Consider the following 17,183-nt stretch of genomic DNA (forward strand, 5'->3'; position numbering starts at 1 on the left):
GCCAGGTGGTCGCCAAGCCTGTCCTGAGCGCAGTCGTAAAGCCTGCAGCATAGCTACGCTTAGGGCGCAGCCTCTCTACCAGAGGTGAGCCAGAATTCAGAATTTAATTCTGCGTAAATGGCGGATAGTGCAGTGATCGCACCGAGCATCTTGATTCTGACTCCTGAATTCTTCTTCAATCAAATCCAAGAGTTGAACCACATTCGCAGCTTGTAACCGTCAGGGGAGAGGGGTAAACCTAAATAAATGGGCATCCAGAAAATAAAAGCAGCCAGAATGATAAAAGTAATGGTGACACCTAGCGCCCGGAGTTGTTGATAATAGCTGCAAAGACAGCGATCGACAAACCAAGCGATCGCTAAAAATACAAACACGACTGCACATATATAGTGGTAGATAAAAACGCACCTTGTCACTTTCACCCAAGGTAATAAGTTAGCAGCATAATTTATGACTAAATACAAAGCAATCCAAGTATCGACACTAAGAGTTGCAGGCATAGAAAAACGCTTTTCTTTCACCCAAAGAATTACAGGTTGTGATATCAGCATTCCTACTAAAAACAACATGGCGGCGACACCAAACCACCACAAAAATGGATTGCCCATTGCATGGACATCATAAATGACTTGTCCAGCACCCGCAGGCAAAGGCGGGCCCATTACAGGTAACGGTTCGGTGATACTTCCAGCCGTTTGATAATAATATGCCATTGGCCGAGTCATCAAAGGCCATTTATACCAAGCAGCACAGTAAGGATGTACGTTAGGACTATTGCCACCTAGCTGTAAATGAAACTTCAAAATTTGCTGATGTACTGCAATAAATCCATAAGTTTTATCTAGTTGAAGGTGAGGAATCCAGATAATGCTGTAGATAAAAGCTGGGATGATTCCTAGATAAAACAGTATTTGAAAAATATTTAGCTGAGTTAAATTTTGTAGTGGTGTCTGAGATGAGGGGGATAAGGCAGATGAGGGAGAATAAGTACTAACCCCTGACTCCTGCCTCCTAACTTCTAACTCTTGACTCCTGCCTCCTGACTCTTGTCTGCTGCCTCCTGCCTCCTTCAATGAAGAAGGTGCAAAAAAGAGTTTGGAGTTAAGAGAAGAATGTATCAAATGAATTACCCAAGCTGCTATCCAAATGAGATAAGCACCTGACAGGAACCATAAACCATTCCACTTAGTACCGACTGAGGCGCCAAAACCAATGCCAGCAAAAATTAACCAAAAAGAACGTCGCCGATTTTGGTTATCTAATGCCAATAAGAAAAACCAGTGCCCTAATAAACCAAAAATGACAATATAAATATTACTTAAAGCATACCGAGACTCAACTAGAAAAATACCATCACAAGCTGTGAATAATCCTGCAAGTATTGCAAAGATACGACGATAACTTAACTGATAAGCGATCGCAGCCACAACTACAGGAATAAAAGAGCCAGTAAGGGCATTGAACCAACGATAAGTCCAAGGCGATCGCAATGAACCTGTCAGTCCATTTACTGAATCGTGCCAAAAAGGAATGTGGCTGCCAATCCAAATGCCGATGCCAATCATATATTGACTCAGCGGCGGATGAGCATTAAAAAATGGTGTATGCGTGAGATAGTTATTACCGAATTTGGCAAAGTAAACTTCATCAAATACCAGAGTGTTGAATCGCCCCAGTCCCCAAAACCTCAAGGCGAGTGAGAAAAGAAATACACTCGCCATCCCAATTCGGAACCACTTTTTAGTCATTTGTCATTTGTCATTTGTCATTGGGCATTGATCAATAACCAATAAATAGTTCTTCTTCCCCTTGTCTCCCCCTGCTCCCTACTCCCCCTGGTCCCTACTCCCCCTCCACTCTTCAGGTGCATCTAATTGAAACAGGAGTAGTTCAATATTGTAATACTTGTTTGTTTGCCCTATTGGTTTCATACCCAATCGTTCTGTTACACGGATTGAAGCATGATTTTCTGGCTTCACTACGGCATAAATCAGTGGCAAGTTTAGGACACTAAATCCGTAGTTGAGCATAGCTCGTCCTGCTTCTGTTGCATACCCTTTACCCCAAGAAGCTCGCCGCAATTCCCAGCCTACCTCATAATCTTGAGTGGGTAAACCATCTTTGTCGGGCAATTGTTTAAGAAGGATAGTTCCCACAATTGTTGTACTTTCCTTTTCAACAATTGCCCAAGCTCCAGTACCATTGTTGCGTTGGTGCATTCGCTCGATACCTTCAATCAAGCGCCGACGCTGTGACTCAACACTTGCGGGGCGAGAAGATTTACCAAGAAAGTGCGTAACTTCAGGATCACTGTAAATTGCAAACGCTTGTTCGGCATCGCTTTCGGATATCCAACTGCGAATGAGCAAGCGTTCAGTTTCCAAAAGATTTGTCATCTTGCTTTTGGCTAAAATAAATTGCCATTCTGCAAAATACTAAGATACTTATGGTTGAGCAGTCAAAAGTTTTGTAGACAATTACACAAACAAAATATAGCGATCGCTATGCTATGGGCAATTATTCAGAAGTTTAATTACCCTTAGTTATGCGATGCCTGCGGCGGTAAACTACGCAAATTCTGAATTTTTCCGCGATGAGCAACTTTTCGGCTGCCAAATCCGCGTGAAGATCCTTATTTTCCCCACTTTAGATGAAAGGGATCGTCTGTAACAGTCCAGCTATCTTTAAATTAGGGCATTCTTCAAGTTTTCGTGGTAACGGTTTCTAACTGGCATAAATTACTCGAATTACGAATTACTACTCTCGACTTTTGCAACTTCCAGCATTGTCTTTAAAACCGAATCCGGATTCAGACTAATCGAGTCAATTCCTTGTTCAACCAAAAACTGAGCAAATTCTGGATAGTCGCTGGGTGCTTGTCCACAAATGCCGATTTTGCGATCGCATTTTTTCGCTGTTTCTATGACCATTTTTACCATTTGCTTGACAGCTAGACTGCGTTCATCAAACAATCTGGCAACCAACGCCGAATCCCTGTCTATCCCTAGTGTTAATTGAGTTAGATCGTTAGAACCAATGGAGAAGCCATCAAATACCTCAGCAAATTCCTCAGCCAGAATCACATTACTGGGCAACTCACACATCACATAAACCTGCAAGCCGTTAACACCTTGCTTTAAACCATTTTTTGCCATCTCTGCTAAAACCAAACGCCCCTCGTCAGGAGTGCGGCAAAAGGGAATCATGGGGATGACATTTGTCAAACCCATTTCTTCCCGTACCCTTTTGAGGGCATGACATTCTAAGGCAAAAGCTTCTCTGTAGCCTTCATCGTAGTAACGCGCCGCCCCTCGCCAACCTAACATTGGGTTTTCTTCATGGGGTTCAAACTGTCGTCCACCTAATAAATTGGCATATTCATTACTTTTGAAATCTGAGGTTCGGACTATCACTGATTTCGGATAAAATGCTGCGGCAATTCTACCAATGCCTTGAGCTAATTTATCTATAAAATATTGGGGTTTATCGTTATAAAGTGCGGTAATATCAGCAATTTTAGCTTTGGCAAATTCATCTTTTAACGAATCATAGTGAATCAAGGCCATTGGATGAATTTGAATTTGGTTAGCAATGATAAATTCTGTCCGCGCTAAACCTACGCCATCGTTGGGAATTGCCGATAAACTCAATGCTTCTTGGGGATTACCCACATTCATTAAAATTTTAGTGCGGGTGCGGGGTAAGTTCTCTAAAGGAACTTCTTTAACTTCAAAAGGTAATAAGCCTGGATAAACTTTTCCTTCTTCCCCTTCAGCGCAAGAAATTGTTACTTCTTGACCAGGTTTCAAGATGTCTGTAGCATTGCCACATCCCACGATCGCAGGTACACCCAATTCTCGCGCAATTATTGCTGCATGACACGTGCGACCTCCAGAATTGGTGACAATTGCACTAGCGCGTTTCATAATTGGTTCCCAATCGGGATCGGTTCTCTCTGTCACCAAAACTTCCCCGACTTGGAACTGTTCTAGTTTCTGAACATCCAAAATTAGGCGTGCTTTTCCCTGACTAATTGCTTCCCCAATTGCACTTCCCGTAACCAGGGGAATTAAGGATTGGAAAGATTTTTCCCCATTCCCGATTCCCCATTCCCGATTCCCCAATACCAACCGATAACTCCGCAACACATTTCCCGTCTTCTGTGACTGAACCGTTTCCGGGCGCGCTTGCACAATAAAAAGTTGGTTCGTAATTCCATCTTTTGCCCACTCGATATCCATTGGGGTGAAAATGCCGTGGACTTGAGAATAATGGTCTTCAATTAAACATGCCCAACTTGCTAGTTGTAAAATCTCTTCATCACTCAGAGCGAATTTACCTCTTTCGCTGGGTGAAACCGAAACATTTTTCGTAAATTTAGAGCCGTCATCATAAATCATTTTCAGTTCTTTACTACCCAATTTTTTATCGATAATTGGGCGGAAACCAGCTTTTAAAGTTGGTTTAAAAACATAATATTCATCGGGATTGACAGACCCTTGGACAACATTTTCACCTAAACCGTAGGCGGCTGTAATTAGTGCCGCATCCTTAAAACCTGTTTCTGTATCAATAGAGAACATTACCCCAGAGGTTGCTAAGTCAGAGCGCACCATTTTTTGCACGCCCACAGCCAGAGCAATGCTAAAGTGGTCAAATCCCTTGGTGTGGCGATAAGAAATAGCGCGATCGGTAAATAGAGACGCAAAGCATTTGTGACAAGCTGCTAAAACTCCTTCGACACCGACAACGTTAAGGTAAGTTTCCTGCTGTCCAGCAAAACTAGCATCGGGAAGGTCTTCAGCAGTGGCGCTGGAACGGACTGCCACATCTGTGTCTGCATGGTATCGTTCACAGAGACTATGGTATGCTGTGGCGATCGCCTCACGCAATTCTACAGGAAATGGTGTGTGGATTAATAGCGATCGCGCTTTTTTGCCGCGTTCTCGTAAATTTTTGACATCTTCAACATCCAAGTCAGCAAAAAGTTTGCGTAGCTTTGCTTCTAACCCCGCTGATTGAATGAAATGACGATAAGCGTAAGCAGTAGTGGCGAATCCTGTAGGAACGTTAATGCCTTTGGGTGTTAGCTGTTGAATCATTTCCCCTAGTGAGGCATTTTTACCACCAACTACTGGGATATCAGCAATACCAATTTCATCAAACCACAAGATGAGCGATCGCTCTTGGGCAGATAGAGACAAAGTGCTTTTAGATACTGTAGCCATAAATATTACCTTTTAAGTTTATACTCAATTTGTAAGTGCATAACTGCTACTATATTTATTTTTCCCATATTCAACTTTAGATTTTTGGTTCTGTCGCGTAGATTGATATTTGACGATGAAATCCAAAACTAGAAGCAATAAAAATTAACAATTATTCAGTTTAATAACTCGATCAAAATACCGGAAGTAATAAATGATGGCGCAGCTAGAAAGACTCCTGAAAATGGCAGAAGATGAACTAACTGAATACAGTACTGATGCCCGCAAAATAGAAAAACTACGCCGTAAAATAGGTTTAACAGTATCGGTAACAGAACAGCAGCAAGTAAAAGGAGCATTACTTGCTCAGATGAAATCTAATATAATTACCCAAGTTGTGGAAGAACAAAGACAAGCAGTAGCTTTACCATTTTGGGGAATTGCTGGATTGGGTTTGTTACTAGGAATTTCTTTAAATCAACCCATAGGCTTGTTAGCATCTGTAGTTGGAACTGTATTAGCTTATAGAGTTCAGAAATGGGGTTGGAAATTGCAGGCAAATCGTTTATTGTTACAAACATTAGAAGATATTGAAACGCGTATTGTCCAACCCAAGAAGTAATAAGAAAGATGTATTTTATAGGTAAATTACTTATTTTTTTGTATTAAGTAATACTTAATTATTGATTAGTCATTTAATTTACATCTCGTAAGCATTTAACAATTCCTTTGGGATCACCATAGCAAAAAAATTTAGATATTGGATTTAAGATTAGGTATTTATTAAGAAAAACAGCAAGCAGAAGGCAGTCTTCCGTAAACTCGAACTGCCCTCCGTCTTCATTCAATATCCTAGTTTGCGGGTAATAAATGCTACATTAATTTTTGGCAGCAGATATTACACATCTTGCAAAGTTATTTTTGCAAAATGTTGGGAAAGGTTAAAGGGGAGGGGAAAGTTCCATACCTTTGCCCCTTCCCCCACTACTGCAAGAAGTCTATTGAATATAGCTACGGGTTGTCTCAACCTGAAAGTCCAGGTTAGAGAGTTTACTTGCAATAGCTGTCGCTTCGTATAATCGTATTTGTTACACGATCTCAAAGATCGTCAGCAAAAATTTTAGTCATGTAATATTGGTTTTTTTCTCTAATCAACTAACCAGATCGGCGATCGCTTCTGAAGCAGGGACTACAGCTTCAGGTTGATAGCGGATGCCAGCTTGCTTGAAGCGATGTAAAGCTTCACCCAAGCGATCGCAGTCTGCAATCAAACTGATCCTGACATAACCCTCACCTGCAACGCCAAAGGCATTACCGGGAGTAACCACAACGCCTGTTTGTTGCAACACGTTCAGGGCAAAATCTGTGGAACCAACGCCAACGGGACACTTCACCCAAAGATACATCGTCGCCTTGGTTTTGGGGATATCCCAACCCAACTCTCCTAACCCTTGAATCAGGAAATCGCGGCGGGTACGGTAGCGTTGTTGTACCTCGTGCAAATACACATCTGGCAGTTGCAAAGCTGTTTCGGCTGCTGTTTGTAGTGCGGCAAAAATGCCGTAATCCAAGTTAGTTTTCAGCGTCCGCAAACCTTGAATTACATGGCGGTTCCCCACGACAAACCCGACACGCCAACCAGCCATATTGTAGGTTTTAGATAAGGTATGAAATTCCACACCAATATCTTTCGCACCGGGAATTTCTAACAAGCTAGTGGGTTGATAACCATCAAAAGCTAACTCGGCATAACATAAATCATGCACCAACAAAATTTCATATTTACGGGCGAAGGCGACGATTTCTTCAAAAAATTCGCGGGGGGCGGTGGCGGCGGTGGGATTGCTGGGATAGTTGAAATAGAGTATCTTGGCTTGCCTTGCAACTTCGTCAGGAATGGCAGCTAAATCAATTAACCAGTCATTTTCGGGTTTGAGAATCAAACTGTGGATTTTGCCGCCAGCGATCGCCGGGCCGCGAAAATGTGCCGGATAAGCTGGGGAAGGAACCAGAACTAAATCACCAGGGTTAATGTAGGCGATCGCTAAATGGGTTAATCCTTCTTTAGAACCCAGCAATGGCAAGGCTTCGCTATCAGGATCGAGAACCACATCATAACGGCGACGATACCAATTAGTAATGGCACGGCGGAAACTAGCTGTGCCCTCAAAAGGTGGATAACCGTGATTGCTAGAATCTTTTAAAGCTGCGATCGCTGCTTCTACTACTGGTGCTGGCGTTGCACCATCGGGGTTTCCCATACCCAAATCAATTAAATCTAACCCTTGTTCCCGTGCTTTAGCTTTCAGTTCATCTAAACGGGCAAATACATAAGGTGGTAGTTTTTGTATGCGTTCTGCTGGGACAATCCAATTTAAACTCATAAAACCTCGTCACTCATTCCCTTGGGCGAAACTCGATTTGTAGTATCTCTACTATCTATAGGTGCAGTGGTAGAAACCATTGCCGCCATCAACTGTTCTGGCGCGACTTTAAACGGTAGTCGATGGATGTCAGAATTAGGAACTAGAGCCATTTCGGCGGCTGTTTGCAATTCACCTAATGTAATATTGCCCAATCCCAAATCACTTAATTTCTGGGGTAGTCCAATTTCTGTGTAGAACTTTAACAACTGTTGTCGTGCCGATGCTGCTAGTTGATTGCCTTGTAGCATCTCTTCTAAACGCAGTTGCACCAAAATCCCAAAAGCAACTTTTTCGCCATGAATACTGCCATGTCCTGAAATATGAGTTAAACCGTTATGCACGGCATGGGCGGCAACTGTGCGACACTGCGCTCCTCCAAGTCCCCCAACTACCCCAGCTAGTAACACGGTAGCATCTACCACTTCTCGCCAAACCTCACTACCTGGTTCTTCGAGGGCGGCGGCTGACTTTTGCAACAAGATATCTCGCAAAACTCGTGCTTGTTGCACCGCAGCAATAATTAAAGTGTCTTGCAAATGCCCACTGCTAACTGAGGCTTCATACCACTTAGCGATCGCATCACCAATTCCAGCTACTAAGGTACGTTGTGGTGCAGTTTTAATCAAGTCATAATCGAGTATCAATAAATCGGGACAACGAGATAGCCCCACGTCGTAGAGAAAAGCTCCATCTTCCGAATAAACATTCGATAAGGCACTCCAAGCTGCACAAGTAGCCCCGGAAGTCGGAATTGTCACTACTGGTAAATGTAACTGCTGTGCAACTAATTTCGCTGTATCTAGGGCTTTGCCGCCACCAACACCGATAATGACATCAGCTTTATGTTCTTTTGCCTTTTTCTGTAAAGATTTTAGGCTAGCTTCGCAGCAATCTGCACCATAAGAAGCTTGGACAATATGTAACTGCTGCGCTTCTAAAACTGGTTGCAAATTTTGTTGGCTGATAGCGAGAGTAGACTTACCTGCCACAATTAAGGGACGACTTCCCAAACAGGCAATTTCTGCTGCGGCTGTTTGCAATACCCCAGAACCGCGGATTACTTTTGCGGGGGAAACTGTGAGCGTAAATAATGAACTAGAGGTTTGAGTAGACAAAGAAGGTTGAGTAGAAAAATTATTAGGCATATAATCTCGTTTACCAAAACCTTGATACTTCTTAATATAAATAGACTAGCGATCGAGGATACTTGTTGCCAAACTGGTTTTTGGATGGCTCCAACCTTCCACCCAGATCATCTGGATTTGAGCCAAGCAATTCAATAGACAAGTCCTGTTGCCGATCGATTGAGTAGTTTGACGACATTGCTTGAATCTATAAATACCCATTGGCCTGAAATTCCGAACTATCAAAGTTTTGAATAACCGTATAATTAATTAACATTACCATTGTCAGATTCTCAAGAAAAGCAATCGAGAATTGATAATGTGTAAGTGTTTGTGCTATTTGATGCAATTTTTAGCTACAGATATATATGTAAAGGTATGCAAATATATGTCTCTATAACCCCTTGATTGGCTGCAAAGAATTTTGAAAATGGCAACAGGGGCAATTAGGACAACAACTGACAAATTACAACTCTCAGTACCCATTACCCCACGCTGATTAACTTTTTCCCACAGTATAACCACTAAAGTGTGAATATCTTAATCTAAAAATAACCATTAATGTATCAGTAAATACAAAATAATTTTTGTCATCCTGATAACAGGTAAATTACTTTTGGTCTTTGGGCATTGGGCATTGGGCATTGGGCATTGAGCATTGGGAAGAGGCAGAGGGGAAAGACTTACTGCAACTTCTCCCCTGCTCCCCTGCCCCTCTGCTCCCCTACTCCCTGCCCTTAAGCAGTAGGTTTTGGCAATTTGGCGAAATTATCTGTGTAAATTTTGACTGTTACCGGAGAATTTTGATGAGAAACGAGCGATCGCTTCACCTCACCCAAGTAAACTGGGACAGAAATCCCTGTTTCCGGGTGGATAATGGTACGGGCGCGAACTGTCAAATTTTCGTCTTCCTGTGTACCTGAACGACCATAAGAAAAGAGATTACTAGCTGCTTGACGTAAAGTTGCTTCTAATTGTGTGGGTGTAATTTTAGGTGATGTGGCAATCACCGCTTGTGTTGAGCCATTGTCATAAACTAGAGTGTAGCGGGCTGCTCCGGGAATCACAGTCCGACTTAAAGGAACTATTGAGAGTCCAAATAAACCAGCAGTCACCACCAGCATAAAGCCAGTCGTACCTACCAAGCGAAAGCGGATGCCCCATTTGAGAATAAAAGCCAAAAATGTCAAGGCAGCAAATACCAATGTAGCTATACCTGACCATTGGGTGTACTGAAAAAAGTTAGCTGTTGTGAGCATAAGGTTGGTTATGGAGGCGTCGTTTTTTAGTTACCGACACACCCATTTTAACGAGAGCTTACACCGATTACCTGTGAGGTTGCATAGCATAGAACAACTTGCTCAAGGCGCTTGTATCACCAAGCCTAATTTTGTGCAGTTTCACAAAAAATTGGTACTACACCATAAAGGTTATCGGTCATAATAAAGTTTCAACTTGTGTGTGTTTAGCCTAAGTTTAGCGGTGAATGGAGCCAACCTCAGAACAATTGAAACAGTTATACAGAGTCTTGACTTGGCTAACACGAATGTATCTCCCGGTTTACCTAGTTAGCTTAGATGAGCGAACATCTTCACATATAAATAAATAGGTTCTGGAGGGTTACAAAGGCCTAGTTTAATTTCAGCAATCATGTTTTATGCTCCTTGATCAAAGATACAATTTTTCAGATATTGCGTGAAATTCAATATTTTTAAAATAGTGTTTAACTGAATAAAAATAATAAATATACAAAAGGGCATCTACAAGAGATGCCCGTCATGCAGGAAAACCCCAAAGGGATGTCCCTACACCTTCCCAACAATCAGCAACAGTGACTAATTAGATATTAGTCACACTCACAGACGTGAATATAACAATCTTATTAACTTAAAACTCTCAATGTCCCCAGTGCATACACTGAAAAATCATAGCTACTATCAGGTGCCGTGGATGCTTAGGCGTAGCCCGTCTTAGATATCAACCGATCCTTTAGTAGTAAATTCTTTATACCTTTTCACCAGTATGTACATAAATATACGCAAGCGCAATCAATAATATATATTTATTTCTAGAGTTTTGCTAATGGCAAACAAGCTTTTATCTTTTCTTGATAAGAAAAATGTAATAATTAAATGGTTGCTATTTGTCATTTCCTAACTAATTTGAACGAGATATAAATCTGTCTTGTTCGTTATAACGATGTAATACTCCACAAATGGCAGCTAAAACTAACCATGAAAGTACATTCAAACGAAAGTCAAAGAGGGTTACATCTACTGAATTCAATAGAAGCCACCCAACAAAGGCTAGAAGATAGCTAAAAAATATCAATCTATCTTCTGTATTTATATATTTTGACTTTCGTAGTAATTGAATACCTGTAATTAAAATCCAACCAAGTAACCCGCAAAATAAAACAGTACTAGGAAAACCAGTTTCGGCAAATAACATCAAAAATAAGTTATGGGGATGACCCAAGGGAATCTGCATCTGTGCTTTGTAGAGTGTGCTAAAACTGCGTAATCCCCAGCCAGTCCAAGGATGTTCCTGCGCTAAAGACCAAGCAAATCCCCACTGAGTTTTTCGCATTAAAGCAACTGGTCTATCTGGATACATATCGTCATTTAACCTTGCCCAAAAGAAGGCAGGAACTACGAAGCGAAAAATGTGAGCGATTGGTGAGGGAGCAAAAGCTGCCAAAAACACACTAGAAACGATCGCAGCAACGCTACCTACAAGAATGCGCCAACCTTGGTAGAGAGCATAAGCTAAACAGGCAAATATAGCGATCGCCCACCCATTACGCGAGTTGGTGAAAATCAAGGTAATGAAATTTGTAATCACTGCCACGCTTAGGAAGAGAAAGGGGACTGGAGAGTGGGGTGCAGTAAGTCTTTCCCCTCTGCCCCTCTGCTCCTCGGTTAGTGAGCGTAGCCGTTGGTGCAGCCTCTCGTAGAGAAGTGCTGCCCCTTTGCCTCTTATGCTTAATCCCCAATACCTCATCCCTAATCGCCATTGTTCGATCCACAACCCTAGACTAAGAATGAAAACTATTACTAGATAAGCTGCGAAGGTGTTAGCGTGCAAGAAAAGTGAAGCGATACGACCTGGTGGGTTTCCGCCTGGTGTGATTGTCCAACTAAACACAACCCAGACAAACTGGAACTTGAAACTCCAGCCGAAAAATAATTGTCCCAAGCCCATAATTGCTACAGGCATGGAACCAATTACCAAAGCCCAAGCCATTTGCCGCAATTGGACAAATGTTTGAATCAGAGCGCTATGGGCAGCGAAAAGTAAAAAGAATGGTAATAAATTAAATAAGCCGAGGAAAGCTGCTGTTTTGTCTTGGGCAAAACCAGCACTCACGATCAGTAATACACTCAACAGGGCAAATCCCCAGTTGAGGGGGCGGCGATTAATTTTGCGGGATTGTTTCAGCCAAGTTATTAATGAGACAAAACCTACAGTCACAGCCCCCACCAAAGGACTCAATGGGAAGATTAACAGTGCCCATAGAGAGTAGTTCCAAGAAGATTGCCAACGAGACTTGAAATATTCAAAAACCTTGTTCAAGCTGGCTCCCAACATTCCTCACGAGTGAGGCGAATTTGAGCTAAGGCGAAGATGGTGGGGATGATTCGACCATAGTTAGTAGCGATCGCTCTCCAGCCTAAATCCGCAATAAACCAAGTCCACATCATCGGGCCAATCACAGCAAACATCGTGCGGGCTGCCCCATAACGAGCTGCACTCACTGTCATACCCCGTTGCGCCATTTGCATAGCTACATAGCTTTGAAATTGCGTTGCAGCTGCTTCTGAGCCTGTAATTGCCGCTTGTTTCGCTACTTCATAAGTAGCAAAGTGGATGGCAAATTGACGGGCAATTTGCTTAAGTACAAGTGGCTGGAGAAGAGAAGTAACCGCGATCGCACTACCACCTTTGAAAAGTAATCCCAAGGGGTCACGTTGCAATAAAAGTGGTAGGGGTTGTTTTAATTCTGATTTGAGCAGCTGACGCTGCACCTGTACAGTCAATTTTTGCTTTTCTTGTTCCGGTAATTTTTTCCACACCTGTCCTAGTAGATGCAAAAAGACTTCTGCTTCTAAATCAATAGTTGCCAGCTGATGAGAATAGGGAATTTTTAGATACTTACATACTTGAACTAACGCTTGTCGGTAAGTTACCTGGCCTGTGCGTCCTCGTAATACTGTCATCCCATCTGCCGCCAAAAAACGAAAGCGGCCCTCTAGTGCGTCTAACCAAGCTTTGCGGTCTTGGCTTTGCACTTCGATGGGTTCGGGTGTGTGTACATAGTCTAAGGGATTGAACTTACGACTAAATAGAATTGCCGTTAAGTCTTGCAATTCTTCTTCGGTCGCTAACTCTAGCGCCGCCCTCATTTCATCCAATTTCCCTTCCTCCCTTCCGTGCAGCTTTCTGTACCTTATTCTACTATTAGCTTTCAGCAGTCATTAGTAGTAATTTTGTCCTTTGATAATAACTAATGACCAATAATTAACTAGGGACTATTGACTCATGACTGATATTGCAGTGATTGGTGCCGGAATTGCCGGTTTAGTCTGCGCCCAGCAGTTAAGTCAAGCTGGATATTCGGTGGTAGTGGTGGAAAAGTCGCGTGGTTTGGGAGGAAGACTAGCTACACGCCGCTTGCATGGAACTTTGGCGGATCATGGGGCTTGTTACCTGAAGCCAAAGGGTGAATTATTTAGACGTTTTGTGGAGATATTGCGCGATCGCCATATCCTAGAAGTTTGGACAGATGACGTTTACGAACTTACAACAGGCGCTCCTTTATCTGAACCGAAAAACCGCACTCCGCGTTATGTTGCGCCTGCGGGAATGAGTGCGATCGCTAAATCTCTCGCTCCAGGTTTAGAAATATTACTGAATCAGCGTGTTATCGCTATTACTCCAACTCCCGAAAATAGCTGGCGTCTGACTCTCGAATCTAGTAATGAAGAATTAACTGCAAAAGCTATAGTTGTCGCTATTCCTGCACCCCAAGCTGTGATGCTGTTAGAACCTTTGGGTGAAAGTGTATTGGATGCAGCCTTTCTTGATAATTTGCGTTCTGTAGAATTTTATCCTTCAATTAGTGCGATCGCTGGATATCCTTCTACATCTGAACCCCTCCCTGAATGGAAAGCCCTAACTTTTGTGGATGATGCTGATTTAGCATGGATTGGTTTAGATAGTAGCAAGCGTCCTAACTCTCAACAACCACATTTTGTGGTGCAAAGTAGCGCTAATTTTGCCCAAATTCATCTAGAATCACAGGATTTACAATCTGCTGGACAACTTATGTTGCAACGAGCAGCGGAATCTTTGTCTCTTCCTTGGCTCAATACTCCTGAATGGATGCAAGTACATCGTTGGCGTTATGCCTTTCCAAGCCGTCCTTGGCACGAAGCTTTTTTGTCAGCCGGAACTCCCTTACCTTTAATTTGCTGTGGTGATTGGTGTGGCGGGAATCTTGTCGAAGGTGCGATGCTTTCTGGATTAGCTGCGGCTGATGAAATTAATAATCAGTTACGTCATCTTCCTTTCGATAATGTGAACTTTTTAAACGTTTTTGCTCGATCATTTCATCTGTCGCTAGACTGATCCTGCACTATCCTAAGTCGCTATTTTTCTGACTGACTAAATTAAAGTGCAACCAATAAGTTTTTTAGATGAAATAGCAAAATTTGCTGCGAACCTAAAAAGTGATGCCAATTACCCGAAAAGCTTAACTTCATGAAAAACTTGTTCCTAATTCAAGTGTTTTTATTGCTTTTAATCTTGATCCCCTAGCTTTTCTGCTGCGTTTTATGTAGATTTCTGCTTTTTTGGCAGAAATTTGAAATAATTAGGCTTATAAATATAAAATGTCGGTAAATTACCAGCTTATTGGACGCTGTTTTAATAAGTCATGCTGTGAGACAGTATAAACTTTAACTAAAATAAGCAAAGCCAAATGTCTGAGATTGTACCAAGATAATAGGCTAGTTTCGGGGTTGATTGCATCTGTAAGTTGAGTTACTTTTAACTGATTGTCATCACGACGTTGCCATCTAAAAAAGTTATTTTCTCCACCAAGTATTGACTTGATGAAAAAAGGAGTTTAAAAATCATGAAAACGGTAGTCAATTTAACACAACAATCAATAGTGGGAGAAATTGAAAGTATTTTGAATACATATCCATCCCATCCATATCAACAAGCCTTTGCAATTCCTGATTTACGCCAAGAGCTAATTACTTTCGTTCTCAACCGCATTCCCTCCTTTTACAGTGTCATGTCTGATGAACAGATTCCAGCGGAGGCTGAACAAGGAAGCTTGGCTTATTACAAATTGCCTCGTAAACCCTTAGAACAGCAACTACATTTACAGAATTTGATTCACCAAGGTATTTGTTTAATCGTTCAAGAAAAGTCAGATTGGATTAGCCATTGTGTTTGTGAAACAGTTCAACCAGCTTGTGAACCCTCTCACTGGTTTGGTTAATAGTTCTAACGAGATTTGGCTCTCTGCTGAGATATCATAACGTCCGCAGTGAATTTTGAATTTTTGAGTTAATCCCACAGCCTTTAGTCGTGGGATTAGCTCAATATTTTTTAAGTAGATTACTCTTGAGGTGTAAACTTTGACAATCACCAATTTCAAAGGATATTCCCAGGATATGAGAAAAATAACTGCTCTAATGCTAAGTATTTCCGTGACTGTTGGGGTAGGGGCATTAACACCCAAAGCCACTAATGCCCAATTGTTTTACCCACCAGCAAGCGATCGCCATTCATTAATGGTAATCGGTCAAGGGGTAGTGAGAGTGCCAGCAGATACAGCGGATATTGAGTTGGTATTCAGTAGTGGAGGTAGCAATGATGAGTTACAAACGCAACCGTTATATTTACTGCGATCGCACTTTGATTTAGTCAAAATTGGAAGTGCGATCGCTTAACTACTTTCCCTTGATTGTAAACATTCACTTTTATGACTAAGTTGATAAAATATCAATTGTACTTCTTACTTATTCAAGTACTATTTTGTTTTTGCGTTCTAGGAATTTATAGAAAAATCAGATATTCACTGGAGTTTAGACTAGTTCCCGGTGCAAAACTGCTAATTTTGAACTCCAGTAATGAAAAAACTCCAGAAATGTTTGTGACAAATCTGGAGTCAGGAAAGATACGCATTTACCTATACCAAATTTTCACCCTGAGAAAATCCTACGTCATCAGGGTATACACTCAAATGGAGATAAAACTGTTTGAGGATTCTCGTTTACACTGTTTCTCTGTTGGAAGTAACGCAAAACAGCCCCAGATAAGCTGAGGCTGTTTTGCGAGAGTTGTTTGGTAGGAAGGGTACATCAAGAAGTGATGCCCGTGTTAAATATAAATGATTCAGTATGCATCCTTATTCAGCTATGTTTTGCCATATCAGGATGATTGGGAAAATTTTTATGGCTTTTTCCAAAAAGAAACTCCAGATGCACTAAGGCATTCTGGAGCAGTAACAGGTTTCTAACATCAATCAATTTTTACATCTGCGATCGCCCGATGTCGTTAGGGTATATACTCAAATGTGTCTTATGTCTACTCATCCGCAAATCGACCAACAAGTTACCTTCTTCTCTACCCATAACCTCAATACATCTACAGAATTCTACGAACAAAAGCTAGGTTTGGAGTTATGGCTTGACCAAGGAACCTGTCGAATTTATACTGTTAGTGATTCTGGATACTTAGGATTGTGTCAAGCAAGCGAAACAACTCCTGCAACTGACAAACACTCAAGTGTCATTTTTACCCTGGTAACACAGCAGGTGGATGAATGGTTTGAATATCTCAAAGAACGTGGCGTCGAATTTGAAAAGCCACCTACACTAAATGAAAAGTACAATATTTATCACTGCTTTTTTCGCGATCCTGATGGTTATTTGATTGAAATTCAACGTTTTGAGACTAATGACAACAAAAAAGACATAACCAAATAAGTTATGTCTAGACGTTTAATGTACAGGGCAGGATTTTTACAGGCTAGAACTTTTTGATTTACTGGGGTACATGATACCGACTAATGCTGTATGAACATTATCGATAGGAATATACCTTTTCTTCCATAGATTTATCGGGATGAAATGCCGGATTTATGCAAGCATTGGAAAATCTTTATATTTCTTTACAATTGCCTTGTAGGCATCGCTTTTGATTTTTATATAATATTTACTTAATTGACGATCAAAAAACTTTTTGCCTCAGTATTAATAATAGGAATAGGTATCTAACTGGAATCGAAATTTTATAACAGAAACTAGAATACAATACATAGTCGCCAGTACATAATTTTCTTAACAAGAATAGTTTTCAAGTATCTCTTTGCTAATTGTGCTATTTTTATAATTATTATTTTTAAG

15 protein-coding genes are annotated in these 17,183 nt (G+C 41.4%); 6 read left to right on the forward strand and 9 right to left on the reverse strand.

The features are described 5' to 3' along the window. Positions 1 to 179: 179 nt before the first annotated feature. From RMY16_RS11890 to ppsA, 3 genes are all read right to left on the reverse strand, one after another. Complete coding sequence (locus RMY16_RS11890) at positions 180 to 1,748, reverse strand: dolichyl-phosphate-mannose--protein mannosyltransferase (RefSeq protein WP_322736520.1); 1,569 nt, start codon at positions 1,746 to 1,748, stop codon at positions 180 to 182. A gap of 78 nt (positions 1,749 to 1,826) precedes the next feature. Then, on the reverse strand, positions 1,827 to 2,396 hold the full coding sequence (locus RMY16_RS11895) for a GNAT family N-acetyltransferase (RefSeq protein WP_322736521.1): 570 nt from the start codon (positions 2,394 to 2,396) through the stop codon (positions 1,827 to 1,829). 351 nt (positions 2,397 to 2,747) lie between these two features. Next, entirely contained in the window at positions 2,748 to 5,228 is a 2,481-nt protein-coding gene (gene ppsA, locus RMY16_RS11900; RefSeq protein WP_322736522.1) for a phosphoenolpyruvate synthase, read from the reverse strand. 196 nt (positions 5,229 to 5,424) lie between these two features. Here ppsA and RMY16_RS11905 point away from each other — a divergent pair, with 196 nt between their 5' ends. Next, on the forward strand, positions 5,425 to 5,829 hold the full coding sequence (locus RMY16_RS11905) for a hypothetical protein (protein WP_322668525.1): 405 nt from the start codon (positions 5,425 to 5,427) through the stop codon (positions 5,827 to 5,829). Between the two features lie 529 nt (positions 5,830 to 6,358). On the opposite strand, the gene RMY16_RS11910 is transcribed toward RMY16_RS11905, so the two are convergent. From RMY16_RS11910 to RMY16_RS11925, 4 genes are all read right to left on the reverse strand, one after another. Then, entirely contained in the window at positions 6,359 to 7,591 is a 1,233-nt protein-coding gene (locus tag RMY16_RS11910; protein ID WP_322736523.1) for an aspartate aminotransferase, read from the reverse strand. Then, a complete protein-coding gene (locus tag RMY16_RS11915) occupies positions 7,588 to 8,778 on the reverse strand; it encodes an iron-containing alcohol dehydrogenase family protein (RefSeq protein ID WP_322736524.1) in 1,191 nt (396 codons plus the stop codon). The genes RMY16_RS11910 and RMY16_RS11915 overlap by 4 nt, the downstream gene beginning before the upstream one ends. 45 nt (positions 8,779 to 8,823) lie before the next feature. Continuing rightward, positions 8,824 to 8,979 carry a hypothetical protein gene (locus RMY16_RS11920; RefSeq protein WP_322736525.1) on the reverse strand — a complete coding sequence of 52 codons (156 nt, stop codon included), beginning with the start codon at positions 8,977 to 8,979 and terminating at the stop codon, positions 8,824 to 8,826. A gap of 515 nt (positions 8,980 to 9,494) precedes the next feature. Next, a complete protein-coding gene (locus RMY16_RS11925; protein ID WP_322736526.1) occupies positions 9,495 to 10,016 on the reverse strand; it encodes a Ycf51 family protein in 522 nt (173 codons plus the stop codon). Positions 10,017 to 10,243: 227 nt separating this feature from the next. On the opposite strand from RMY16_RS11925, the gene RMY16_RS33025 reads away from it, so the two are divergent. Continuing rightward, positions 10,244 to 10,366: a DUF6888 family protein gene (locus tag RMY16_RS33025; RefSeq protein ID WP_416211663.1), complete on the forward strand. Its 123-nt coding sequence runs from the start codon at positions 10,244 to 10,246 to the stop codon at positions 10,364 to 10,366. A gap of 548 nt (positions 10,367 to 10,914) precedes the next feature. On the opposite strand, the gene RMY16_RS11930 is transcribed toward RMY16_RS33025, so the two are convergent. After that, positions 10,915 to 12,348, reverse strand: coding sequence for an O-antigen ligase family protein (locus RMY16_RS11930; protein ID WP_322736527.1), 1,434 nt, complete (start codon positions 12,346 to 12,348; stop codon positions 10,915 to 10,917). Beyond that, positions 12,330 to 13,172 (reverse strand): YaaW family protein, encoded by an 843-nt coding sequence (locus tag RMY16_RS11935; RefSeq protein WP_322736528.1) that lies wholly within the window; start codon positions 13,170 to 13,172, stop codon positions 12,330 to 12,332. Before RMY16_RS11935 ends, RMY16_RS11930 begins: the two co-directional genes overlap by 19 nt. A 127-nt stretch (positions 13,173 to 13,299) precedes the next feature. Here RMY16_RS11935 and RMY16_RS11940 point away from each other — a divergent pair, with 127 nt between their 5' ends. The 4 genes from RMY16_RS11940 (at position 13,300) to RMY16_RS11955 (ending at position 16,763) form a co-directional block, all read left to right on the forward strand. Continuing rightward, a complete protein-coding gene (locus tag RMY16_RS11940) occupies positions 13,300 to 14,388 on the forward strand; it encodes an NAD(P)/FAD-dependent oxidoreductase (protein ID WP_322736529.1) in 1,089 nt (362 codons plus the stop codon). Positions 14,389 to 14,896: 508 nt separating this feature from the next. Continuing rightward, positions 14,897 to 15,271: a hypothetical protein gene (locus tag RMY16_RS11945; protein WP_322736530.1), complete on the forward strand. Its 375-nt coding sequence runs from the start codon at positions 14,897 to 14,899 to the stop codon at positions 15,269 to 15,271. A 139-nt stretch (positions 15,272 to 15,410) separates the two neighbouring features. Continuing rightward, complete coding sequence (locus tag RMY16_RS11950; protein WP_322736531.1) at positions 15,411 to 15,725, forward strand: hypothetical protein; 315 nt, start codon at positions 15,411 to 15,413, stop codon at positions 15,723 to 15,725. A 633-nt stretch (positions 15,726 to 16,358) separates the two neighbouring features. Further along, entirely contained in the window at positions 16,359 to 16,763 is a 405-nt protein-coding gene (locus RMY16_RS11955) for a VOC family protein (protein WP_322736532.1), read from the forward strand. Positions 16,764 to 17,183: the final 420 nt, after the last annotated feature.

Origin of the sequence: Nostoc sp. DedQUE12b (genome assembly GCF_034530835.1) — a bacterium.
In the GTDB taxonomy this organism is placed as follows: domain Bacteria; phylum Cyanobacteriota; class Cyanobacteriia; order Cyanobacteriales; family Nostocaceae; genus Nostoc.